General features: G+C 33.8%; 20 protein-coding genes. 12 read left to right on the top strand and 8 right to left on the bottom strand.

Annotation, left to right across the window (positions count from 1 at the left end; all coding sequences use genetic code 11):
• The first annotated feature begins 166 nt into the window (after positions 1 to 166).
• The 4 genes from Q0L29_RS16375 to Q0L29_RS16360 all read left to right on the top strand — a co-directional run bounded on the left by Q0L29_RS16375 (position 167) and on the right by Q0L29_RS16360 (position 2781).
• Positions 167 to 1804 (top strand): amidohydrolase, encoded by a 1638-nt coding sequence (locus Q0L29_RS16375; protein ID WP_296623404.1) that lies wholly within the window; start codon positions 167 to 169, stop codon positions 1802 to 1804.
• Between the two features lie 91 nt (positions 1805 to 1895).
• Positions 1896 to 2234 (top strand): nucleotide pyrophosphohydrolase, encoded by a 339-nt coding sequence (locus Q0L29_RS16370; protein WP_296623403.1) that lies wholly within the window; start codon positions 1896 to 1898, stop codon positions 2232 to 2234.
• A 159-nt stretch (positions 2235 to 2393) separates the two neighbouring features.
• Positions 2394 to 2555 (top strand): hypothetical protein, encoded by a 162-nt coding sequence (locus Q0L29_RS16365; protein WP_296623402.1) that lies wholly within the window; start codon positions 2394 to 2396, stop codon positions 2553 to 2555.
• A complete protein-coding gene (locus Q0L29_RS16360) occupies positions 2524 to 2781 on the top strand; it encodes a prolyl oligopeptidase family serine peptidase (protein ID WP_296623400.1) in 258 nt (85 codons plus the stop codon). Before Q0L29_RS16365 ends, Q0L29_RS16360 begins: the two co-directional genes overlap by 32 nt.
• Positions 2782 to 2863: 82 nt before the next feature.
• Here Q0L29_RS16360 and Q0L29_RS16355 read toward each other — a convergent pair whose 3' ends face one another.
• Positions 2864 to 3490, bottom strand: coding sequence for a TetR/AcrR family transcriptional regulator (locus Q0L29_RS16355; protein ID WP_296623398.1), 627 nt, complete (start codon positions 3488 to 3490; stop codon positions 2864 to 2866).
• 121 nt (positions 3491 to 3611) lie between these two features.
• Here Q0L29_RS16355 and Q0L29_RS16350 point away from each other — a divergent pair, with 121 nt between their 5' ends.
• Positions 3612 to 4268, top strand: a complete 657-nt coding sequence (locus Q0L29_RS16350) for a transglutaminase family protein (RefSeq protein ID WP_296623395.1) — start codon at positions 3612 to 3614, stop codon at positions 4266 to 4268.
• 5 nt (positions 4269 to 4273) lie between these two features.
• Positions 4274 to 6073, top strand: a complete 1800-nt coding sequence (locus Q0L29_RS16345) for an acyl-CoA dehydrogenase family protein (RefSeq protein WP_296623393.1) — start codon at positions 4274 to 4276, stop codon at positions 6071 to 6073.
• Positions 6074 to 6127: 54 nt separating this feature from the next.
• Here Q0L29_RS16345 and Q0L29_RS16340 read toward each other — a convergent pair whose 3' ends face one another.
• From Q0L29_RS16340 to Q0L29_RS16320, 5 genes are all read right to left on the bottom strand, one after another.
• Complete coding sequence (locus Q0L29_RS16340) at positions 6128 to 6463, bottom strand: hypothetical protein (RefSeq protein ID WP_296623392.1); 336 nt, start codon at positions 6461 to 6463, stop codon at positions 6128 to 6130.
• A gap of 170 nt (positions 6464 to 6633) precedes the next feature.
• Positions 6634 to 7056, bottom strand: coding sequence for a hypothetical protein (locus tag Q0L29_RS16335; protein WP_296623391.1), 423 nt, complete (start codon positions 7054 to 7056; stop codon positions 6634 to 6636).
• Positions 7057 to 7158: 102 nt separating this feature from the next.
• Complete coding sequence (locus Q0L29_RS16330) at positions 7159 to 7674, bottom strand: hypothetical protein (RefSeq protein ID WP_296623389.1); 516 nt, start codon at positions 7672 to 7674, stop codon at positions 7159 to 7161.
• Positions 7675 to 7685: 11 nt separating this feature from the next.
• Complete coding sequence (locus Q0L29_RS16325; protein WP_296623387.1) at positions 7686 to 9104, bottom strand: M23 family metallopeptidase; 1419 nt, start codon at positions 9102 to 9104, stop codon at positions 7686 to 7688.
• Between the two features lie 289 nt (positions 9105 to 9393).
• Entirely contained in the window at positions 9394 to 11037 is a 1644-nt protein-coding gene (locus Q0L29_RS16320; protein WP_296623385.1) for a M1 family metallopeptidase, read from the bottom strand.
• A 151-nt stretch (positions 11038 to 11188) separates the two neighbouring features.
• Here Q0L29_RS16320 and Q0L29_RS16315 point away from each other — a divergent pair, with 151 nt between their 5' ends.
• Genes Q0L29_RS16315 through Q0L29_RS16305 form a run of 3 tightly spaced genes read left to right on the top strand, consistent with a single transcriptional unit; the run spans position 11189 to position 19526 of the window.
• A complete protein-coding gene (locus Q0L29_RS16315) occupies positions 11189 to 15250 on the top strand; it encodes a CHAT domain-containing protein (protein ID WP_296623384.1) in 4062 nt (1353 codons plus the stop codon).
• 8 nt (positions 15251 to 15258) lie between these two features.
• Positions 15259 to 17358 carry an OmpA family protein gene (locus Q0L29_RS16310; protein WP_296623381.1) on the top strand — a complete coding sequence of 700 codons (2100 nt, stop codon included), beginning with the start codon at positions 15259 to 15261 and terminating at the stop codon, positions 17356 to 17358.
• 5 nt (positions 17359 to 17363) lie between these two features.
• Complete coding sequence (locus tag Q0L29_RS16305; RefSeq protein WP_296623378.1) at positions 17364 to 19526, top strand: hypothetical protein; 2163 nt, start codon at positions 17364 to 17366, stop codon at positions 19524 to 19526.
• 156 nt (positions 19527 to 19682) lie between these two features.
• On the opposite strand, the gene Q0L29_RS16300 is transcribed toward Q0L29_RS16305, so the two are convergent.
• Complete coding sequence (locus Q0L29_RS16300; protein ID WP_296623376.1) at positions 19683 to 20273, bottom strand: porin family protein; 591 nt, start codon at positions 20271 to 20273, stop codon at positions 19683 to 19685.
• An 87-nt stretch (positions 20274 to 20360) separates the two neighbouring features.
• On the opposite strand from Q0L29_RS16300, the gene Q0L29_RS16295 reads away from it, so the two are divergent.
• The 3 genes from Q0L29_RS16295 to bioA are packed head-to-tail and all read left to right on the top strand — an operon-like array spanning position 20361 to position 23346.
• Positions 20361 to 21470 (top strand): pyridoxal phosphate-dependent aminotransferase family protein, encoded by a 1110-nt coding sequence (locus tag Q0L29_RS16295; RefSeq protein ID WP_296623374.1) that lies wholly within the window; start codon positions 20361 to 20363, stop codon positions 21468 to 21470.
• Positions 21467 to 22075 carry a dethiobiotin synthase gene (gene bioD, locus Q0L29_RS16290; RefSeq protein ID WP_296623372.1) on the top strand — a complete coding sequence of 203 codons (609 nt, stop codon included), beginning with the start codon at positions 21467 to 21469 and terminating at the stop codon, positions 22073 to 22075. Before Q0L29_RS16295 ends, bioD begins: the two co-directional genes overlap by 4 nt.
• Positions 22072 to 23346, top strand: coding sequence for an adenosylmethionine--8-amino-7-oxononanoate transaminase (bioA, locus tag Q0L29_RS16285; RefSeq protein ID WP_296623370.1), 1275 nt, complete (start codon positions 22072 to 22074; stop codon positions 23344 to 23346). The genes bioD and bioA overlap by 4 nt, the downstream gene beginning before the upstream one ends.
• A gap of 359 nt (positions 23347 to 23705) precedes the next feature.
• On the opposite strand, the gene Q0L29_RS16280 is transcribed toward bioA, so the two are convergent.
• Complete coding sequence (locus Q0L29_RS16280) at positions 23706 to 23861, bottom strand: hypothetical protein (RefSeq protein WP_296623369.1); 156 nt, start codon at positions 23859 to 23861, stop codon at positions 23706 to 23708.
• Positions 23862 to 23940: the final 79 nt, after the last annotated feature.

Here is a 23940-nt window from a genome sequence, read left to right as displayed (position 1 = left end):
GTTTCTGCTTTACAATTATCAATTTTAGATTTCATTAAATCGGCTTGATACTTTAAAGATTTCTGTGATTATTACTTTTTTGATTGATAACTGGAGAGTACTTTTGAGAACTCTATTTTCTTATCCGAATAAATAGTGTGTTTTTTATAGATTCAAATTACTCAATATGAATAAATTACTTTTCAGTTTCCTAATCCCATTTTTATTAGCCTCCTGCACAAGCAGAGAAAAAGTAGATGCCATATATTTCAATGGAGAAATCTATACCGTTAATCAGAACTTTGATAAAGCCGAAGCTTTTGCTGTAAAGGATGGTAAATTTTTAGCTGTTGGAAGTTCGAAAGATATTCAGAATCAATATCAATCTGAAGAGGAAATAAACCTTATGAAAGCACCAGTCTATCCTGGATTTATTGATGGACATGCTCATTTTATACGATATGCAAAGGGTTTGCGTGAAGTCGACTTATTCGGAACGATTTCTTTCAATGAATTAATTGAGCGTCTGCAAAAACACGTGGAGAAATTTCCTAATGAGCCAACATTATTAGGTTTAGGATGGGATCAAAATAATTGGGAAGGCAAGCAATTTCCTACTAAAGATACGCTGGATATATTATTTCCCGATAAGGTCGTAATGCTAAGACGTGTGGATGCGCATGCAGTTTTAACCAACCAAAAAGGACTGGATTTGGCAGGAGTTACAGCTAAGACCAGAATTCCAGGCGGGGAAGTTTTATTGAAAAATGGTCAGCCAAGTGGTGTCTTAATAGATAATGCGATGGATTTATTGACGGATAAAATGCCGGAAATCAATATAGAGCAGAAAAAGGAATTGATTAATGAAGCGCAGAATAATTGTTTTGCTGTAGGAATTACTTCATTAGCTGAAGCAGGATTGGATAAATCTCAAATTGATTTATTGGATCAGATGCAAAAAGATAGCATATTAAAAATGCGTATTTATGCTATGATAAATCCAACTCCAGAAAACATGGACTACTATTTCAGTAATGGTCATTACAAAACTGATTATTTGAACGTGCGCTCTTTTAAAATTTATGGAGATGGCGCTTTAGGTTCAAGAGGCGCATGTTTATTGGAGCCTTATGCAGATGATGAAGATAATTACGGATTTTTAAGAAGTAAACCAGAGGTTTTTGATAGTTTGGCAAAAGTAATTTTTGCAAAGAATTTTCAAATGAATACTCATTGCATAGGGGACTCTGCAAACAGAGCTATTACCAATATTTATGCGAAGTATTTGAAAGGTAAGAACGACAGAAGATGGAGAATTGAGCATGCTCAAGTGCTCGCAGAAAATGATTTTAGCAAATTTGGAGATTATAATATTCTACCTTCTGTTCAACCAACTCATGCCACTTCAGATATGGATTGGGCACATGAAAGATTGGGTGAGGAAAGAGTAAAAAATGCTTATGCCTACCAGGAATTACTTAAGCAAAATAGCAAGTTAGTGGTTGGTTCAGATTTTCCAGTTGAAGATATTAATCCGATTTATGGATTTCATTCAGCGGTAGCCCGTCAGGATGATGATAATTTGCCGGAAGGTGGTTTTCAGCCTGAAAACTCATTAAGTAGGGAAGAAGCTCTGAAAGGAATGACTTCCTGGGCAGCATTTGGTCAATTTGAAGAAAAGGAAAAAGGTAGTATAGCAAAAGGTAAATGGGCTGATTTCGTGATTTTGGATAGAAATATCATGGATGTTCCTTACGAGGAATTGAGAGATACCAAGGTAATGCAGACCTATTCAGCAGGTGAAAAAGTTTATGAATTGCAATGATTTTATGAATACAGGCCTACTTTCGTATTAGCACTTAAAGTCAGGAAACTAAGCTGTATTCTTATTTAATGCCTAATAGGCTCTATATATAATGAAAAAAGACATTACCATAGCAGAAGCCCAAGAGCAAGTAGACGAATGGATTAGTACCATTGGTGTTCGATATTTTAACGAACTGACTAATATGACCATACTGACCGAAGAAGTAGGGGAGTTAGCGCGTATTATGGCTCGAAAATATGGTGAACAGTCTTTCAAAGAAAGTGATAAAAATGCGGATTTGGGAGATGAAATGGCTGATGTGCTTTGGGTCTTGATTTGCTTAGCCAATCAAACTGGAGTTGACCTGACTGAAGCCTTGCAGAAAAATATTGAAAAGAAGACTAAACGTGATAAGGACAGGCATAAGGAAAATAAGAAATTAAAATAATTAAGTTTACATTTCATTTATTAAGTAGAGGTTATATAATAATTTTTCAATTGTTGAAAGCAAAGGGAAACTTGGAAGCTCTTGCAAACGATCTGTTTGGCAAGAATCCCAAAGAGCTAAAATTGAAGCAGGTTTAATAGGGTTTAAAAAATAAATCGTATGAGTAATCTAGAGCAGCAAAAAGAAAATGCTATTAAGTTTTACAAAACAGCCTTTGAAGGTAATCCTACGAAAGCTGTTGAGTTATATGTGGGAGAGGAGTATATTCAGCATAATCCAGACGTGGCCAATGGAATGCACGGATTTATTGATTACTATTGATGATTTTATTAAGCAAGAAGTAAATTATCCTAATTTATTGCTAGTAACTGGAGAAAATGATGATCGTGTGCCACCATTACATTCTTTTAAGTTTTTAGCTGCTCTACAAGAGAAGGGTTCTAATCATTCTCTATATCAAATATATACAGTAAGAGGTGCTGGACATGGTGTAGCTATAAGTATCCAGGAAAATATAGAAAAGATGATGTTTATTGAACATTTTTAGTTTGATCAATTAGGATTGAGATTTTGGTGACAAAATAGTTGGTTCTTTAATTGATTTGTGGTCTTCTTGAATGAGAAGAAATTTACGATAAACTTTTCTCATATACCGTCTTAAATCCCTCAAGACCCTTTTCAGTTAAAGTAGGCCTTACCAGATTAAAAAAGACTTGCATATAATAGTCAATTTTTTCATCGTCTTTGCCTTTATAGAAAACCTCAGCATCAGAAATCCACGAATTACTTACCATCAGTAATGCATGTATCAACATGTCTTTCTGCTTTTCATCTTTAAAAGCTTTCATGTAGCCGTTGGCAATTAAGAATCCTGAAATGGTATCTAAAATATTCCATCTTTGGTCAAATTGGTCTTGAGCATGTTTCTTAATATGATCAAAATGACGAACCACTTTGGTGATGCCTAAATAAATGAATTTGTACTTGTAGATTTCCTCAAATAGAATTTTAAGTCGACTCAACATGAATTCCAAGTTGATGACTTCCTCTTTGATATTTTTAAATTGTTGCTCTACATTTTGCTGCATATTGAGATACAACTGCAAAATGATATCATCTTTTTTAGGAAAGTGATAGCATAAGTTACCATAACTAATTCCCATTTCTTCCGCTATGGATTTACTTGAAATTGAAGAAATTCCATGCGTATTAAATAGTACTCTTGCGGTTTCTAGTATCTTTTCTTTCGTCTTCATCTAATAGGATATCCTGTGCAATATTAATCATTTTTATCTCCAAATTAAATATTAGGCAAATATGCCTATTTTGCAAAATTTCTTATTACATTTGTTAGGCATAAAGGCCTAATATTAAAAAATGAATAAAGAGAATTTAGACATATATCTAAAATCGGCTGATTTTATTGATTCGGATCATCCCGCAGTTCAGCAGTATGCGAAAGAAGTAACCTACGGTGTAAAAGATGAGGTAGAGAAAGTAAAATACCTCTATTATGCTGTTCGTGATGGTTTTCGATATGATCCTTACAGATTGGATTTCTCAAAAGAAGCCATGAAAGCAAGTAGTTTATTGACGAGAGATTATGGCTATTGTGTAGAAAAAAGTTGCTTGTTTGCGGCTGCTAGCCGAGCAATTGGGGTTCCATCCAGATTGGGTTTTGCGAATGTTAGAAACCATATCGGTACTGCAAAACTTGAGGCTGTGCTCCAAACAGATGTTTTGGTTTTCCATGGATATGCCGAAATATATCTTAATGGAAAATGGATTAAAGTGACGCCTGTCTTCAATAAAGAACTTTGTGAAAAATTGAATGTGAAACCCCTTGATTTTAATCCTGAGGGTGATTCCATTTTTCAGGAATACAATGAAAAGGGAGGTAAATTTATGGAGTATCTCCACCAATACGATCATTTTGAGGATATTCCTTATGAATTTTTTATGGGAGAATTAATCAAATATTATCCGCACCTAACATCTAAACTTCAAGAAAGAAACCTATTACACATTAAATAAAAACTATGGAAACTAAAGAAAAGCAAATTCCTTCACAAACCGGTGGTTCATTTTTAATCAATAAGATCCCAGAAAGCATTTTTATAGAATCTGATTTTTCAGAGGAACAAAATATGATGGTAGCTTCTGCAAAAGATTTTGTAGAGCAGGAAGTATTACCATTAGCGGATGAATTGGAAAAGAAAAAGGATTTAACTCAAACCATTAAACTTTTGGAAAAAGCCGGGGATTTAGGTTTGTTGGGATTGGGCGTGCCTGAAGAATATGGAGGTATAGAAGTGAGCTTTAATACTACCTTAAGAGTAATTGAGGAAATGGCGAAGAGTACGGAGTTTTCACCAGCAATTGGTGTTCAAACTAGTATTGGAATCGCTCCAATTTTATTATATGGAAACGAAAAACAAAAGACACAATATATTCCCGATATGGTTTCTGGTAAGTCAAAAGGTTGCTACTGCTTAACAGAACCTGATGCGGGCTCTGATGCTAATTCAGGTAAAACAAAGGCGACATACAATGAATCTGAAAAAGCCTATTATTTGACTGGACAAAAAATGTGGATCACCAATGCAGGCATTGCAGATGTATTTACAGTTTTTGCCAAAATTGAAGATGATCAAAATTTATCAGCATTTATAGTAGAAAAGGGCTACGAAGGTTTGACTTTAGGAGAAGAAGAGGATAAAATGGGAATTCGAGCTTCCTCTACAAGACAGGTGTTTTTGAATGACGTGAAAGTACCTGAAGAAAACCTTTTAGGAAAAAGAGGTGATGGTTTTAAAATGGCTTTAAATGTGTTGAGTACGGGTAGAATAAAACTTGGAATTGGTGGATTGGGCGTTTCTAAAAAAGCAATAGATTATGCAGTTGAATATGCTTTAAATCGTAAACAATTTGGCCAATCTATAAGCTCATTTGGTGCAATCCAGCAGAAATTGGCTAAAATGGTAGTCGGAACTTATGCACTTCAAGCAGCAGCCTACAGAACCGGTGAATTAATTGACCAGAAAGAAGCTGAATTTTCACAATCAGGGATGTCAAAAGAAGAAGCTAAACCCAAAGCAGTGGTAGCTTATGGAATTGAATGTGCTATCATAAAAGTGTTTGGTTCAGAGTCACAAGATTTTGTGGTAGACGAAGGCTTACAGATTTATGGTGGCATGGGATTTTCCGAAGAAGCTCCAATGGCAAGATTGTACCGTGATTCTAGAATCAGCAGAATATTCGAAGGCACCAATGAAATCAATCGCATGTTGATTGTGGACATGCTTCTGAAAAAAGCAATGAATGGGGAATTGGATTTGATGAATGCTGCCACAGCGGTTCAAAAAGAATTAACCAGTGTCCCTGATTTTTCAACAAATGAGAGTGAAGATACATTAGAAAAAGCAACTCCAGTCTTAGAAAATCTAAAAAAGATCACTTTAATCATTGCGGGATCAGCAGCGCAAAAGTTGATGATGAAACTAAAGGATGAGCAAGAGATTCTGATGAATGTAGCTGACATGCTGATTCAAATTTATATGCTGGAATCAGTTATTGTGAAAACCAAAAGAATCAAAGACACTATTGGCGCAAAAGCAGCTTCATCGCAAATCGATATTTGTCAATTGTTTATGCTGGATGCAGTAAAGAAAATTAAGGATTCCGCTGAAGAAGCTTTATGGTCATTTTCTAATGGTGATGAACTAAAAATGATGCAAATGGCATTGAAACGTTTCACTAAAATAGAAACCTTCAATGTGAAGGAAGTGAGAAGGAGAGTAGCTCAAAAATTGATTGAAGATGGGAGGTATAAGTTATAGTTCTTTTACCGATTAAAGTTGTTTTATAGAAAGTTAAATCTCACAAACGAGGAATTAAATCAAGCCCTCGTTTGTGAGCTCTTCTTTTAAATTTTTGTATGCTTTAAGTTTTCCTTCAAGAATAGTTTGATTAGGATCGATTTTTTTAATCTTTTCAGGTTTTGAATTTGAAGATATATCTTTTACTGTTATAGTAATTTTGTCATTAAGTTTTAAAGATCTTTTATGAAATTTAATACTTTCATTAGTTTCAGAATCAAAACCTACAAAATCTAGATTTATTTCATCTTTTTCTTTTGTAATAATTCTGTTAATTATGATGGATGTGACCCCATTTTCTAATACAGCTTGTTTTTTAATTCCGTTAATAGATAATTCAAATCCTATCATTTTAACTTTATTTATAGTCCGTTTCCAACCTTCATCTTTGAGCTTACAAATAATTCAATTTCTCATTATATAATTCTAGCAATCGTGTCTTCTAATCTCGCTTATTAGTCCATTTTCAAAGAAAATGCTGATATTGGTGCAAAAATCATAGTATTTTTCATCACCTAACATTAACAATCGTGTCGCATAATCTTAACAATTTGATTGTTTTGAAGCGTAATGATCAATCTAGTACACTCCATGTCGTAGTCTATTGATCGTAAAGGGATATTGATGTAACCATTACTTACTGGTTTGCTCGAAAATTCAGGAAATGCATTATATAATTTATCAACTGTATCACCTACTTTAAAATAATTTTCGCTACGACCGATTTCAATAGAGCCATCTTTAATAGTCAAAGTATAAAATTTATCTTGTTTCAATAAAATTCTATTTTGTGAATATTTTAAAAGACGACCTTCTTTTGCACTCATCTCAAAATAGAAATATTCATCCGAGTCAGGCTGTCCTAAAGATGATAAAATTGCATTTTTACTATCGCCTATTTTAAACACATTACTACTACTACTGTTAAATCTCAATTCTTCCAAATTAATTTTATTAGAAATTGGTGTTTTTTGCGCTTTTGCATTGTGCCAACTAACGCAAATAATTAGACTGATAAACAATATTATAATCTTCATTATCTAGCTTTAACAATCGTGTCGCATGATCTTAACAATTTGATTGTTTTCAAAAGTGATGATTAATCTTGTGCATTCCATGTCATAATCTACCGAGCGTAAGGGGATATCGATGTAACCATTATTTACCGGTTTGTTAGAAAATTCAGGAAATGCATCATATACTTTATCCACCGTATCACCTATTTTAAAATAATTTCCGTTTCGACCAATAATGACATTGTCATTAAATATTTCCCAAGCCTCAAATTTCTGATTAACAAAATAAAACTTATTAGGATCATATTTATATAACTTGGCCATGATTTGTTGCATTTCATAGTAGTAATCTTCTTCTGAAGATGGCGAACCTAATGCAGACTGCATTTGAGCTGGAGAATCATCTATTTTGAAAACATTGCTGTTATTTCCCTTAAACCTTAATTCTTCCAAATTAATTTTATTAGAAATTGGTGTTCTTTGCGCTTTAGCATTTTGACAACTAACGCAAATAATTAAACTGATTAAAATTATTATATTTCTCATCTTTTTACAATTTAACAAGGGTTATTAGTAATTATACCGTTTTCATCATACTCTATATTCAAATAATCTTCTGGGTCAACACTTTCCCAAGAACTATTGTACACTTGAAAATGAACATGAGGCGTTACACCAGCAGCTGAAGCATTTCCTGTTGTACCAGTTCTCCCAATAATCATACCAGGACCAAGTATATCACCAACACCCACATTTAAAAAATCTAAATGGTTGTATCTTACATAATGCGTGCCTAATGGACCTCCAGTATATTTCAAAATAACAAAATTACCATATGAATCCCTTTTATAATCTCCCCAGCCAAACTCATCCCTTAAATCTACTACTTCTGCATAACCGGAAGAAAATACATAGGTGCCAATGCTTGCCGAAATGTCAAGCCCGTCATGTTTTTTCTTGCCTGGAGGACAACTTGGGTGTTCTCCATTTCTTGTGCAACCAAATCTACCTCCGTTTTTGCCACTAGCACCTGAATTTGTGATACTCATATTTTTCAGAGGAAGATCATCACATGGTCGGTCTTCTTCACATTCTACAATTAGGTTGCCATTCTCATCACAACACGGGCTTCCCATGCAAGGCAATTCGGGAACGCAATTCCCATTCTCATCAGCCACATAGCCCTCACTACAAATCACTTCATTACAATCCACATACATGCCTTCAATAAAAGGGTGTTCACATAAACCGCCTGGCCCTGATGGGTCTGAAGATCCCCCACCGCCACCGCCAGAGGGATCAGGGGCAGGAGGTGCTAATTCCTGTGGCTCTTCACAATAAATGTAAGAACCTTCATAGGTACAAGTAGTGTAAGAATTTCCTGCGGAGGTAGTGGCGGTTACGCACCACCAATCATCTACGATATAGCAGGTGTTCATTCGCTGACCATCTATATCTTCCTTATCGATGTATTGTTTACTTAAAGCTGCAACATCTGTAATTTCTCCGTTTTGATAATATACTTTTCTTTTGGCATCTCCCTGCCATTCGCTTACTAGTAAAAAGCCAGTAAATCTTTCGGTGTCAGCAGTGGAAACGGGTATCACATGCTCTAAAACAACCTCCCCATCTTCATTTTTATAGGCCATGCTGTAGGAAGCATAATCAGCTAAGTACTTTTTATCTGAATTGGGCATACTCATGAATAATTTGCCTTCTCCAGCTGTATTAGTATTTACAGGAAAGAAGAGACCGTCCCCAACATTGAGTTCTTTATAAACAGCTCTATCCCAAACAATATCCATAGGATTGTTGGTGGTTCTTGATTGAATGTTTTTGGATTGTTTTTCTTTAAATACAGCTTGTACCTCTTCAATAGTAATGTCTCGTTCAATTGCTTCTTCAAAATTATTGTCTTGCTGACATGCAGTAATCGTGACCAAAATTAATAGGTAATAAATAATCAGTCGATTCATTTCAAAATAATTAAGATTGATAATTAGTTCTATCAAAACAATTAAAAACTTTTAAAATAAATTGAGATTATGAATGGTATAGAAACAAAAAAGGATTGAATCAAGCCAAAAATAATTTCACTTTGTAGGTTTGTTATAATAAAGTTATAAGACTAAATTATAATCGGATATATCTTATTTTTTAAGTTTTAACCGAGTTGATGAATGAATTTGATAATTGTTATTTATAAAACAAAATTTTTTACGAAAAATTTACAAATTTTCTTGGGCTGTAATTTCAACTCATCGTTCACTCAGTCAAATTAAACTTCCCTACATAAAAATTAGGATCTACCAAAATTTCAGCATTTTCAGGCAAATTTTCTAATGTATTATATGATTTGGAATTAGGTTCAAGCCATTCTGCTTCTCCATTGATGAATATCCGAATAGGCATGTCAAAGCCATCAATAGTATTTTCCCATTTGTATAATAGTTGGTTTTCTAATACTCTGTAAGTGAAAGTAGGGATTTGCGTAGTTCTTAAATATTGGTCAAAAACTTTATCCAAAGATTTTCCATAAGATTCTGAAATATAATTTTCTATTTGTTCAGTAGTCACCGTCTGATGATAAAATTCCTTATTCAATCCTCTCAATGTTTGTCTCCATTTTTCATCATTATCAAAAAGTTGTCTGATAAGGTGAAGCATATTCCCACCTTTGTAATACATATCGCTTGATCCTTCATAAGAAACTCCGTATTCACCTATAATTGGTCTGTCATTTTGAATAGAAGAGCGAACTCCTTGCACATAAGCATTGGCTGCTAAGGAATCATAGTGATAATCTAAAAACAGATTTTCTGAATAATGAGTGAAACCCTCATGTATCCACATATCAGCTACATCTTTATAGGTAATATTATTAGCAAACCACTCATGCCCCGATTCATGAATAATAATAAAATCAAACTTTAATCCCCAGCCTGTTTGACTTAAATCACGGCCTCTGTAACCATTTTTGAATTCATTGCCATAAGTCACAGAACTTTGATGTTCCATTCCTAAATAAGGAGCTTCCACTAATTTATAACTGTCTTCATAAAAAGGGTAGGGACCAAACCAATATTCAAAAGCCTCTAGCATTCGAGGCACTTCCTGAAATTGCTTTTTAGCCTTTTCCAAATTGTAGCTCAATACCCAGTAGCTACAATCTAGGATGCCTTTTTCGCCATCATATTTCTCTGTGAAATTTACATAGTCGCCAATATTGAGATTCACTCCATAATTATTGATCGGATTGCTCACAAACCAATGATAAGTTCGGCTGTTTGCATGCTCCTCAACTTCTCTTAATCTTCCATTAGATACATTCACCAAAGGTTTTGGTACATTAACGCTAATTAACATACTGTCTGGTTCATCGGCAGAATGTTCCTTGCAAGGCCACCAAACACTGGCACCTATTCCTTGATTGGCGGTGGCTATAAAATGTTGTCCGTTTTCATCTTTCTTCCAAGTGAAGCCACCATCCCAGGGAGCATTTTTGGCAATTCTTGGATTTCCTGAATAATAAATAGTTAATTCGTTTACAGAACCAGCTTCTTGTTTTTCTTTTAATTGAATAAAATGGGCATCAAATTCTGTTTTGAATTCCAATTGTTCTCCATTTTGAATAATGCTATCAATCTGCATGGGTTTTTGCAAATCTATTTGCATGACTTGATGAGATTCCAAAACCTCATATTGTATAAGATTACTACCGGAAATATATTGCTCATCTGGATTTACTTTGGTTTGAAGGTGGTAATATTTCAAATCCCACCAAATTCTTTCTTCTGATAGACCACCTTTTAAGCTGTCTGCACGAGTAAAGTCTTTTTGAGCAATTGAATATTTTGAAAGGAAATTAAAAGACAATATGAAAAGTATAAAAAATCTGAAATTCTGCATATATGAAGGATTTTTCGATAAAGATTAAATTTAAGAAAGTTAATCCTTTATATGAAGGATTTTATATTATACCTAAAAATAGGTATTTCGATGAAATTTTTTCAAAATTCTATTGAAATCATCATCTTGCGTAAGTATGATAATATTCAATATGAAATTTGGTATTTTAGTAAGTGCATTCTTTCTTTTTTCAATACTAGGCTATACCCAAAATTCCTGGGATGAATCATTTACAGCTTTACAGAAAGCCTCAAATGAAAATCAATTAGAACTTGCAGAGAATTTATTAGATAAAGCACTTGAGCAAGCCGAAAATACTTATGGGGCAAAGCATCAAGCTTATGTGCTCACCTTACATTTAGGAGTTAAATTATCCTTTCAAACCGAAAAATATGAAGAGGGTCTGGAATTAGCGACAGAAGAATTAGAATTGATGAATGAAGTCACCTTTGAGCAGCAGACTCAATTTTACATTCAACTATTAAATTACTTATCTCAGCTCTATTTACTTACCGACAATATTCCTGATGCTTTGAAATTTTCTAAAGACTATATGGAAGTCTTACAAAAAGAAGATAAGAATTCTTTGAATCACGCTTTGGCCATTTATGATTATGCCTCCATGTTATATCAAGAACAAGAGGAAGATGCATTACTATATTTTCAAGAAGCTTTACCTATTTTAAACCAATATGTTGCTCAAGCAGGATCCCAATATTTAAACTCCCTTTATTATGTTGCCACCCTTTTGCAAGAAACAGGAGAGTTAGATAAAGCAGCCGAATATTATGATAAAGTAATCGGTATTACTCAAGATAATAATCTTCAAAATAGTGAATTATGGAAAATTTCAGCTTATCAGCGAGCTTTGATTTATCAGGAAAATAGCCAAAACGATAGAGCAATCTCATTTTATGAAATATTGAAAACACAATTAGAAAATGATGGGCAGACCGATAGAGAATTGTATGTAAGTGCTAAAAATAATTTAGGAGTTTTATATCAGAAAACTGGTCAATCACAAAAGGGAGAGTCATTGTTGGCTTTAAGTGGAGATGATTTACAAAGTCAGCTAAATAGTGCAGCCATAGCCTTCAATAAGGGAGATTACACCACAGCTTTAGCTTTATATTCCATAGCCAATGATTCGCTTAAGATTCAAACTCAGGCTGACAGCTTGCAATCAGCTAAAATACTAGCTCAAAAGGCCTTAGTTTACAAATCAATGGGGCAGTTGGATTCAGCTTTACATTTATTATTGGATGTAGAAAAGAGGTTTTTGCAAAATATTGAAGGTAAGAAAGAGGAAAAGGCTTTGACTTATAAGAATACTGGTGATCTATTTTTAGAATTGGCTGATTTTGATTCCGCTGAATTGTATTTGAATAAGTCACTGACTCAATTTGATGGTGAGAATAAGTTTAAAACAGAGATTGAGATTCAAACGCGCAATAGCTTGGGGGTTTTGGAACAAAACAGAACCAATATAGACAAAGCAGCTTCCTATTTTACTCATAATTTAAGACTGATTGAAAAAGCTTTAGGGAAGCAAACCCTTGAGTATGCGAATACTTTAAATAATCTAGGTTCTCTAAGATTGGAAGATAGTGATTATGATTTAGCAGAATCTTATTTTAAAGATGCAGCTTATATTTTCAGATCTATTTTTGATGAAAATCATGAAAATAATGCCAGAGCTTATGAGAATTTAGGAGCTGTTGCACAAAGTAGATCCCAATACAGAAAAGCAGATTCTCTCTATCAATTGGCTGAAAAAACTTATATCAATAGCGTGGGAGCTTCTCATCCTGCTTTGATCAATGTGAATTCAAAATTGGCATTGGTTAAGTTAGCGGAAGCGGAATACCCAACTGCTGAGCATTATTTTAGAAAAACACTGGAACTTTCAAGATCAATTTTTGGAAACCAAAGTGCAGCTTATGCTGATGCACTTTCTGGAATGGGCTTGTATTATCAAAGTACAGGTAATTTAAAGGAAGCAAAAAGTAATTTGGAAAAGGCTATTGATATCTATATTGAGAAATTAGGAAAACTTCATCCTTCGTATGTGACATCCATTGAGAATTTATCCTCAATTTATCAAAGTGAAGGAAATGTGGAAGAAGCCTTACCATTATTAAATGAAGCTCTGGAAATGGATTCGATTATTTATGGAGTTAAACATCCAAAATATGCTACTACCTTACACAATCTAGCCTCATTATATCTTTCAAATGGAGATTTTAATAAAGCTGAAGATTATTATGAGAAGTCTTTGGTAATTGATGAGGCAGTTTATGGGATTGAGAATCCTGTTTTTGCCAGTACTCAATATAATTTAGCAGTTCTTTATCAAAAGCAGGAACAGCATAGAAAAGCAGATTCCTTATTTTCTAAAGTTACAAAACTGAGAAAAGAGGTTTTGGGTGAAAATCACCCCGATTACATATTCACCCTCTATGGCTGGGGGATTTTAAAACAAGTAGAAAATGAAATAGATTCGGCCTATGCCTTATTTAGCACATCCGTAAATAGTTATTTGTTTTTATTTAAAGAATATTTCCCATCTATGAGCGAAAGCGAGAAATCAGCTTTTTATCATAAAGTAAATCCAGTATTTGAAGCTTATAAAGATTTTGCAATTGAGAATTATCAAAGCATCCCAAAATTAAAAGAGGACTTATTTGATTTGCAATTGACTACAAAAGCTATGTTATTAAATGCTTCAGCCAAAATGCGAAATAAAATCCTCAATAGTGGAGATGAAGAATTAATCTCATTATTTAAAACTTGGCAAAATGAAAAAGAGAAAGCAATACAATATTACTCCTACACAAAAGACGAATTAATAGCTCAGAATATTGATTTAAATGAGCTAGAAGCTTCCATAAATGAAATGGAAAAAGAATTAAGCCTTAAATCAAATTTGTTTAATGCAGGTTTTGGTTCTGACAGCATCAATTGGAAAAGGTTAAAGCAAAGTTTGGCGCCTAATACGGGAGTAGTAGAGTTAGTTAGGGTTAAAAAGAGTTTGAAAAATGATTCAGTAATTTATGCTGGACTAATTTTAACAGCCGAAATGGATGAACCTGCGATTGCAGTTCTTCAAGAAGGTAGAAGGATAGAACAACAATATTTTAATGCCTATCAAAACTTAATTAAGTTCAAATTGATGGACAAAATTTCTTATGAAAACCTATGGGAATGGGTAGATCAAAAAATACCTGAAAACCTCGATAAATTATTTATAAGTCCTGATGGGATATATAATAAAATCAATATTAATACTTTATACAGTGAAAATTTAGGGCAATACCTATTAGAAAAAGAAAATATTAGGATCATAACTAGTGCAAGGGATTTGATTAAAACGAATCCGAAATCATCCCCTGATAATTCTGCAATAGAAGCTTCAGATTCAACTTCATTGGCAGAGGATAATACTGTTTCTCAAAATGAATACCCTTCATTAGTGTTAATAGGTTCTCCCGATTTTTCTTTGGGCAGAGCAGAAGATGAAATGAAATTAACCGCTCAAAGTACAGGTTTAATGAGGAATTTTAAGGGGGGTATTCCTGCATTGCCGGGTACCAAAGTTGAAATTAATGCCATAGATTCTATGACTTCAGCCAATAATTGGAGAGTAAGAAAATACATGGAAGCCGAGGCTAATGAAATATTAATCGATAGTCTGACAGCACCTGATATTTTGCACATAGCCTCCCATGGGTTTTTCAAAGCCTATGATGCAGATAAGAAAATTTCAGGAGTTGAAAATCAAGGAAATGAAGAAAACCCTTTATTAAGATCTGGAATATTGCTTTCAGGTGCTTCCATAGGTTTAGCTGGCGGCTTGCCTTATGAAAACAGCTTTGAAGACGGCTTATTAACTGCTTACGAAACCATGAATCTTAATCTGGATGGAACAGAATTAGTTGTATTGTCAGCATGTGAAACCGGTTTAGGTGATGTGAAAAATGGGGAAGGTGTTTATGGTTTGCAAAGAGCATTTTTAGTGGCAGGAGCTGAAAACCTAATCATGAGTTTATGGACAGTAAATGATTATACAACCCAACTATTAATGACCGAATTTTACAAACATTGGACAGAAGGAGATGATAAATTCACCTCATTTCGAAAAGCACAAATGAAAATTAAAGAAGAATTTCCACAGCCTTATTATTGGGCGGCATTTACTATTATTGGAGAATGAGAAAAACTATGAAGTATTTTAGTAAAATATTTTTACCCATAATTTTTACTTTTTGGAGCTTTTTAGGATTAGCACAGTCTCAAAAGGATTCTATTGAACAAGTGTTGGATTCAATTTATCCAAAGCAAATAGTAAGTGAGATTAGTACTGAAAATTTTACAGAATATGCACCCAGTATTAGTGCAAATGGAAGAACCTTGATATATGAATCTAATAAAGATGGTTCCTGGAAATTATATTTGACAAGAGATGAGAACGGAAGTTGGGGGGATGAAATTTCCTTAGACAGCATCAATAACTATGGAGATTCTATTGATGTTATAAGTGGCCCTAATTTTAGCTATGATAGGAATAGAATTTATTTTCACGCTTCCTTTGATGGCGGATATGGTTCAGAAGATATTTTTTATTCTGAAAGAATTGGTGACACATGGTCAAAACCTAAAAATATGGGGCCAGATGTAAATAGTAGAAGTTTTGATGGCTTTCCGACTATTACAACAGATGGTAAAACACTTTATTTTGCTAGGAATAGTAAAAATACACCTGAAGGAGTTACAGAGTTTTGTTATGAAATTTATGCCACTCAAAAGACTGACTCTGGATGGACCGAGCCAAAAGTTTTGCCTTATCCAGTTAACCTGGGATGTGAAAAAGCTCCTAAAATTATGGCTGATAATCGAACGCTAATTTTTGCCTCTTTAAGAGAAGGTGGAATTGGAGGTTTCGATTTATATCAAACACAATTGAATGCTGATGGGGATTGGAACAGCCCTGTTCCACTTAAATATGTAAATACTACAGATAATGATTTGTTTTCATGTATTTCAGCCTCAGGAGAAACCATGTATTTTTCCAAAAAGAATGATATATATAGTGTTGAGATTCCTCAGGAATACCGGCAATTTCAAAATGTCACCATTCAAGGGCTCATAAGAGATGCAGATAGTCAGGAAGCTCTTTCAGCATCTATTAGAATTACAGACGCCAATACTTCAGAGTTGATTACAAGTTTTGCTAATAACCCATCAGATGGATACTATTCAATAGTATTATCAGCTGGAAGAGCTTATAATTTGGAGGTTAGAAAGGATGAGTATAGTAGTGCACTTTATTATTACGATCTTAGGGATATTGAAAGTTATCAAGAATATGAGCAGAATATTGATTTATTTACAACCGCTCACTTGAATGTAAATATTTACGATATTGAATTATATGACCCTTTAAAAGCTACTATTACTGTTAAAAATGATATTGGTAGAACCATAGATGTTGTAGAATCGGACGGTAAAAATTGGAAAACTAAAGTAGATATTCCAATTGGAAGTGCTTATACTATAGAAGTGGAAAGTGAAAATTTCAAGCCTAAAAGTTTTTCAATTAATTTAACCGGTTTAATTCTTTACAGAGAATATGAACAAGATATTGAGCTTGTACCTGAAAAAGTAGGAGTTCCTATAAATGTAAATGATTTGCTGAGTGGTGGGTCTGTTTCCTCATCTCAGCTGATTATAAGAAATAAAACCAGAAATGAGGAAATAGTAATTTCCGGAAATCAAACCATCAATTTACGTGTAGGAGATCGATATATGGTGGAGGCATCTAGTGATAGAGGATATGCCTTTAATTCTACTGAAATAGGGATTTCTAAGGAAGGTAAATTACAAACAGTAGATGAAGAAACGGGTGAAATAAAAGAAGATAGCAAAGGCGTAGAGCTTAAGCTACAGCCACTTACTAAAGATGCAAATCTGACTTTGAAGGATATTTATTTTGAATCTAACTCTTCAGATCTTTTTGAAAGTAGTTTTGAAGAATTGGATAGGGTGATCAAATTAATGGAGTCTTATCCAAGTATGAAAATAGAAATTGCTGCTCATACAGATGATATTGGAGCCGCAGCTTATAATGTTCGTTTGTCAAAAGAAAGAGCAAATAGTGTAATCAATTACATCACCAGCAATAGCATAGATGAAGATAGATTGATTTCAGAAGGTTATGGTGAATCAAAACCAGTGGTGTCAAACGATTCTGAAGAGAATAGAGCGAAAAACCGCAGGGTAGAATTAAAAATATTGGATATTAAATTGGCTCAAAACGATTAAGGAAAATGAAAAAATTATTAATCATCATATCGTTATTAATCTTATTGCCAAAAGTGAATTATGGGCAAGTTGAGTTGGATTATGAGGATGATATAAATCCTTATTTCTTAGGGGATAGTGTAGATTTAGTATTTCCTCTCTTATTCGATTTCTTTAAGAGCAATGGTAATCACTCGGCAGCTAATATACAATTAGCGCTGATATTTGAGGAACGCTACCAAAATGCCAATCCAATTTCTGATTATGAAGCTGCTATTGCAAATGCAGAAAGAGCTAAGCTATTATTTGGTCGTGCTAGGGATTTAATTGATGATAAAGAGGTGAGAAGAAATGCCTGGTATTATCCAAACTTTACTAATGAGTTTAAAAGAAATGGTAAGCCTGTTGTGGAGTTTGAATCGGTTAAAATAGTTCACGAGAAAGGTCTAAAAGAAGCAGATTCCTTTTTAACCTATATGCCGCCAATTCATAAAAATTTCATGAAGATGGTGGAACAATATGACCTGGCTTCAAAGAATTTTGTCAGAATAAATGGCGATTACAATTCCTTAAAGGATATTTATCTGCTCTTTGATGATAAATTAGAAGCTCGGTTCGATTTAGTTAAAAACAGTTATGATTCCACTCTTTACTATTTTAAAAAATATAAAGAAGCATCTAATGCTTATCCTCCTTTTGTAATAGATCAGAAATTGTCATTTAAGGATATTCAAACCTACAGGCTTGACGGATTAGTAATACAAACCGATTTCTTGGTCGATAATATTCAGTTATGGGATTACACTACCTGGGTTGATCAGGTGAAAAAAGTGATTAATACAGAAATTGATCAATTGAGAAATGAAATTGTAAAGATTGAAGCTAAACTCGAAAACAGTTTTTCAAGAATGGAGAATTGGATGCCCAATGATTCTATAGATGTTGATCCAATAGAGAAAAAATCAATTTATAAAATCAGGAAATATGATTTAAACTCTCCGGTTGCAAGTGTTTTTCAATATAAGGATGATAAACTTGATCTAATTAATGAGCAGAAAAGTTTAGCAGTATATGATACGGCAGATGAAATTTCATTTCATGTTAAATTATATACCATAAACCGAGTATTTCAACAGACTATTGCTCTTGAAAATGAGTTGAAGAAATATAATAGTGAAATTGCAATTAGTAATTTGAATAAGAATAAGGAGTTCTATGAAAAGTATTATGGGGGAATAGAAGATTTTAAAAATTATTTTAAATCAGAAGAAGGGGAACTACTTAAGATAAGAAGAGAAACAGCCAATAGATTAAAAAATCAAATAATAAATCAATTAGAAAATCCTTTTGCTCAAGAAATTCCTAAGTACAGAAATATTCAATTCGAGTGGCAGAACCCAGAATATGAATATGATTCCTTAGTTAAAAATGTTGCTTACATTAATCATTCTAAAAAGAATGTAAATGATTTGGAATATATAAATGGGTATTATTTCAATGTTGATAGTATTTCACAAGCTTTTTATGGAGCTAAAAAAGACGAAAAAGTTCAATGGTATAATGCTGTACCTTCAAATTATGAATCAAACAAAGTTTGGCAAAAAGTAAACAGCATCAATGTTATTGGTGGGGGGGATGTTAGTTATTTACTGTATGAAAGTCATGTAGATTCTTTAGATTTCGTAAATCATATAGTAGTAGCAGATGAAAGGGGCGAAATCAAAAATCAAATTGAAGTTGATACGCAGGAAAAACCTATTGAGTTGGTTTCCTTAAGAAATAGTAATTCACAGTTAGCATTATATCAAGGGGATGGATTAGGAGATGCTGTTTGGCCGAGCTTTATGAATGTAGTAAAATTTAATCCTGATAGTACTGATTATTCTATTAAAGAAGTTGATGTTTATGGTAAGTTTGAAGCAGTTTTTCAAACTGATGCTGGGATTATCATAGTTTCATCCTCAGAAGATAGTAAGACGCTTTTTACTACTCTATTCGATCATGATTTTAATCCATTGAAAAAGAATATATTGAATTTTCAAGAATCATCAGCAATCAGTTATTACTATCAAATAAGTGAAGAAAGTCTACATCTTATGAATAAGGATAGCGAAAAAGGACACTTTGTGCTAAATGACAATTTGGAATTACGTTATTCAGATATACCACTTTCTGAAGAAGGAATTTAACCCACATTATTCTTGAGAAGGTTATGTAAAATGATAATCATCAATTAAAAATAACTGATAATCAATCGGTTAATACTGAAAAGGTTTAAAGTATTGAGCAAAAAAAATCAGGCTAGAAAAATTTAGCCTGATTTTATCCTAATGCTTTAGTATTGTTTATAGTAACTTATATCCTAAGCTGAGCATGATCTGATTTACTTTTACATCGGTATTACTTCCAAGAACAGCTTGTTTAGATAAATTTCCTTCATATCTCAAATCGATTATCAATTTTGAGACATCCAAACCAATACCAGCTTGGTAAGCAAATACGGCACTTTTATATTCATTAACTGAAGCATTGTCAAAATCTTCCAAATCATCGAGATTGAAACTTGCCACAGGCCCTGCATTTATTCTGAACGGACCCATTTTCCAGCCAAACAAAACGGGCATATCGATTTTGTTTTGATCAAATTTCACGCTTTGTTCACTTATAGGTTTGTTTGGATCAGCATCGATATATTCACCTCTCACAGCATTGAAATATAATTCTGGTTGAATGTAAAATCCGGTAATTTTCACTCTTGCAAATAAACCGCCATGGTAACTATAGCGGGTATCTCCTGATTTATAATTTTCAGTATTTTCACTAATACTTAAGGTGGTATTACTGATACCAAATTTAGGCCCTATAGTGAATATTTGTGCTTCAGCACTTAACCCAATAAAAAATAATAACAATGTTAATGTAAAAAGCTTTTTCATCTTGATTAATTTTAGTGTTTAATTGTTCTATAAACGAACATTAAGACAAATGTTATAATTATACTTATAAAATCAATGAATAATTCGATGAAAATAGAAAATTTTCTTAAGTATGAACTTGATAAAAGAAGGGCATCTAGCGGTTTTCGAATTCTTAAACTTAATAATAAACAACAAATTGACTTTAGTTCAAACGATTATTTAGGCTTAGCACAGCTTCCTGTAATTCATGATAATTCAATTGAATTTGTTGATAACGGAGCATCAGGATCACGCTTACTAAATGGAAATAAGCTATATCATGAAAAATTAGAGATATTTTTAGCAGATTTTTTTAAGGCCGAATCATCTCTGCTTTTTAATTCTGGCTATATGGCGAATCTTGGACTTATATCTTCAGTTCCTCAAAAAGGAGATACCATATTAATGGATGAGTTATCACATATTTGTATAAAAGAAGGAGCTAGATTGAGTAGGGCAAATTATTTTAATTTTAGGCATAATGACTTAAAGGATTTAGAATCAAAACTTAAAAAAGCTGTAGGAAATATTTTTGTGGTTGTCGAGTCTTTTTATTCTATGGATGGAGATAATGCACCATTAGAAGAAATAGTCAAACTGTCTGAGAAATATGGTGCAGGTGTGATAGTAGATGAAGCTCATTCAACTGGTTTACATGGTGAATCAGGCTATGGATATTGTTGTGATTTAGGATTGGAAGATAAAATATTTGCTCGAATTTATACTTTTGGAAAAGCCGTGGGGGCTCATGGGGCCGTGGTAGTGGGAAGTCAAATTTTAAAAGAGTATTTGGTGAATTATAGTCGGCAATTTATTTATACGACAGCCTTGCCGTATGTAAATGTGAAGACCATAGAAAATGCACTCTCATACCGAAGACAACATCCGCAACTTTGGACTAAATTGCAATCCAATATATGCCTGTTCCGGGATTTATTAGATTCGCATATTTCAAGCTTAGATAGCCATCATCCAATTCAAGGTATAATTTTTTCGGATGCTAAAAGCGCTACTGACTTTTCAGAGTATTTGAATCAAAAGGGCTTTAATGTGAGACCAATTTTAAGCCCAACAGTACCCAAAGGAAAAGAAAGAGTAAGGATATGCTTACATGCTTTCAATTCTAAAGAAGAAATATCAAATTTGTGTCATCATATCAATGAGTATTTTCAATGAACTATTTTATTACTGCAATAGGTACAGATAGCGGGAAGTCGCTATTTAGTGCCATAATATGTGAAGCTTTAGAAGCTGATTACTGGAAGCCTATTCAAGCAGGCCATCCTCGAGATACGGACTATGTAGGTGGTTTACTGAGCAACTTAAAATCCGATTTAATCCCGGAAAAATATGTACTCAACACACCTGCCTCTCCGCATTATGCTGCTGAATTAGATCAAGTAATTATGAAGGTTGCTGATTTTGATATTCCTAAAACAGATAATGAAAATCTAATTATAGAGGGGGCTGGTGGAGTTTTGGTACCAATAAATGGAAATGAATTTGTTATTGATTTTCCTCAGCACTGGAACACCCCCGTAATTTTGGTAGCTAATCTTTATTTAGGTAGCATTAATCATACTTTATTAACGATTAATGAGCTAAAACGTAGAGAAATTGAGGTGAAGGGTATTGTTTTTAACGGACCCTCAAATCCTGCTAGTGAAGACATTATTTTAAAACATAGTGGTTATTCTTGTTTGTTAAGGATCAAAGATGAAAAAGAAATTAATCATGAAGTAGTTCGAAAATATGCTGCTGAATTAAAAAATAATTTATGAACTGGTTAGAAAGAGATACAGAGAGTATTTGGCATCCATTTACGCAATTAGTCGATGGTTTTGAACATATCATGGTGGAGAAGGCAGAAGGAATGTATTTACATACTTCTGATGGCCGTAAAATCATGGATGCTATTTCTAGCTGGTGGGTGAATTTGCACGGGCATAGCCATCCTAAAATTGCAGAAGCAGTCGCTAAACAAGCTCAAAATTTAGAGCATGTGATTTTTGCTGGCTTTACGCATGCCCCTGCCATAGAATTGGCTGAAAAGCTGTTGTCCATTTTACCGGAGAACCAGTCGAAAATATTTTATTCCGATAATGGAAGTACTGCCAATGAAGTGGCCCTAAAAATGGCGTTTCAATATTGGTATAATAAAGGGCATGAAAAAAGGAAGAAAGTAATTGCCTTTGAGGGTGCCTATCATGGGGATACATTTGGAGCCATGTCAGTAGGGGATAGAGGCCCTTTCTCTGCACCATTCTCACCTTTCCTTTTTGATGTGGAGTTTTTGCCTATGCCAATCAGTGGAAATGAAGATGAAATCATCCAGAAATTCTATCAGCTGGTAGATTCAGGTCAGGTAGCAGCTTTTATTTTTGAACCTTTAGTTTTGGGTTCAGCTGGAATGAAAATGTATTCTGCTGAATTTCTGGATAAACTTATTGATATCGGTCAGGATAAAGATGTGATTTGTATAGCTGATGAGGTATTCACTGGCTTTGGTAGAACAGGTAAATATTTTGCTTCCGATTATTTAGAAAATAAGCCGGATATATTTTGCCTTTCTAAAGGGTTAACAGGTGGGACAATGGCACTAGGAGTTACATCTTGTACTGCTGAAATTATGGATGCTTATAAAAGTACGGATATCATGAAGACATTCTTTCATGGTCATAGTTTCACGGCTAATCCTATTGCCTGCGCAGCTTCCATCGCAAGTTTCGAGTTACTAGTGGAGGAAAATACCCAATCTCGAATTGCAGAAATCAGTCAGTGGCAAAAGGACTTTCAACAAAAGATATCCAAGCATCCCAAAGTGTTAAACAGTCGGGTACTAGGTACCATTTTCGCTTTGGAGTTAAAAACAGATTCAGACACCTCCTATGTAAATGAAGTACGCCATAAGTTATATCCTTTCTTTTTAGAAAGAGATATCTTGCTCCGCCCTTTAGGAAATGTAGTTTATATTTTACCTCCATATATCATTAAAAAAGAGGAAATAGATAAAGTTTACCAAGCTGTCGAAGAGATGTTGGAAAGTTTGTAGAGTAAAAATGTTAAAGCGAGTTCAATGAGGTTAAATTAAGACATATCAATCTCTCTCGCCCACATTTGTGTCTCGTATGTTTATTTCACCCTTGGTCTGACGGTTAGAACCGTCTGACCGATAAATGAAGTTGCCATTTTGTAGATTAGCGATTAGGACGGTTTCAACCGTCAAATTGCAAAACACCTTGGAGAAGGGTATAAGATAAGGCATTAGAAAGCTTGACTTAACAACATTGAGCTCATGCTCTAATTTTTTAAAATGTTTTCAACAATTTTTTTTGAAATCACTCTAAAACCCATACTTTTGGATTTAAAATAAATATAGAAACGAACCAAAACAATCCCCAACATCCAATTTCAACCAAAACCATACCCTCCTCGAACGCTAGCGCAAGCTTCCAGCTCGTGCTTGGCATTTTTTCTATTACTATTTGCCATTAACTTTTTAATGCCAGCAACGGCATATTCCCAAAAACTAGCGCGCGTTGCGAAGCAAAACGCGTGCTGTCTCATTTGCTTGATTTTAGCTTTCCCTGCTTTTACGCAAAACACTTCCAATCCAGTTCAGATCACTTCCAATCTAATCCCCCCT

The organism is Marivirga sp. (assembly GCF_024636815.1).
In the GTDB taxonomy this organism is placed as follows: Bacteria; Bacteroidota; Bacteroidia; order Cytophagales; family Cyclobacteriaceae; genus Marivirga.
This window is presented reverse-complemented; position numbering and strand designations above follow the sequence as displayed.

Excerpts from the sequence above, each read along its gene's own strand:
- Q0L29_RS16375 (WP_296623404.1), top strand. The coding sequence starts at position 167 with ATGAATAAATTACTTTTCAGTTTCCTAATCCCATTTTTATTAGCCTCC.
- Q0L29_RS16370 (WP_296623403.1), top strand. The coding sequence starts at position 1,896 with ATGAAAAAAGACATTACCATAGCAGAAGCCCAAGAGCAAGTAGACGAA.
- Q0L29_RS16365 (WP_296623402.1), top strand. The coding sequence starts at position 2,394 with ATGAGTAATCTAGAGCAGCAAAAAGAAAATGCTATTAAGTTTTACAAA.
- Q0L29_RS16360 (WP_296623400.1), top strand. The coding sequence starts at position 2,524 with ATGGAATGCACGGATTTATTGATTACTATTGATGATTTTATTAAGCAA.
- Q0L29_RS16355 (WP_296623398.1), bottom strand. The coding sequence starts at position 3,490 with ATGAAGACGAAAGAAAAGATACTAGAAACCGCAAGAGTACTATTTAAT.
- Q0L29_RS16350 (WP_296623395.1), top strand. The coding sequence starts at position 3,612 with ATGAATAAAGAGAATTTAGACATATATCTAAAATCGGCTGATTTTATT.
- Q0L29_RS16345 (WP_296623393.1), top strand. The coding sequence starts at position 4,274 with ATGGAAACTAAAGAAAAGCAAATTCCTTCACAAACCGGTGGTTCATTT.
- Q0L29_RS16340 (WP_296623392.1), bottom strand. The coding sequence starts at position 6,463 with ATGATAGGATTTGAATTATCTATTAACGGAATTAAAAAACAAGCTGTA.
- Q0L29_RS16330 (WP_296623389.1), bottom strand. The coding sequence starts at position 7,674 with ATGAGAAATATAATAATTTTAATCAGTTTAATTATTTGCGTTAGTTGT.
- Q0L29_RS16325 (WP_296623387.1), bottom strand. The coding sequence starts at position 9,104 with ATGAATCGACTGATTATTTATTACCTATTAATTTTGGTCACGATTACT.
- Q0L29_RS16320 (WP_296623385.1), bottom strand. The coding sequence starts at position 11,037 with ATGCAGAATTTCAGATTTTTTATACTTTTCATATTGTCTTTTAATTTC.
- Q0L29_RS16315 (WP_296623384.1), top strand. The coding sequence starts at position 11,189 with ATGAAATTTGGTATTTTAGTAAGTGCATTCTTTCTTTTTTCAATACTA.
- Q0L29_RS16310 (WP_296623381.1), top strand. The coding sequence starts at position 15,259 with ATGAAGTATTTTAGTAAAATATTTTTACCCATAATTTTTACTTTTTGG.
- Q0L29_RS16305 (WP_296623378.1), top strand. The coding sequence starts at position 17,364 with ATGAAAAAATTATTAATCATCATATCGTTATTAATCTTATTGCCAAAA.
- Q0L29_RS16300 (WP_296623376.1), bottom strand. The coding sequence starts at position 20,273 with ATGAAAAAGCTTTTTACATTAACATTGTTATTATTTTTTATTGGGTTA.
- Q0L29_RS16295 (WP_296623374.1), top strand. The coding sequence starts at position 20,361 with ATGAAAATAGAAAATTTTCTTAAGTATGAACTTGATAAAAGAAGGGCA.
- bioD (WP_296623372.1), top strand. The coding sequence starts at position 21,467 with ATGAACTATTTTATTACTGCAATAGGTACAGATAGCGGGAAGTCGCTA.
- bioA (WP_296623370.1), top strand. The coding sequence starts at position 22,072 with ATGAACTGGTTAGAAAGAGATACAGAGAGTATTTGGCATCCATTTACG.
- Q0L29_RS16280 (WP_296623369.1), bottom strand. The coding sequence starts at position 23,861 with ATGAGACAGCACGCGTTTTGCTTCGCAACGCGCGCTAGTTTTTGGGAA.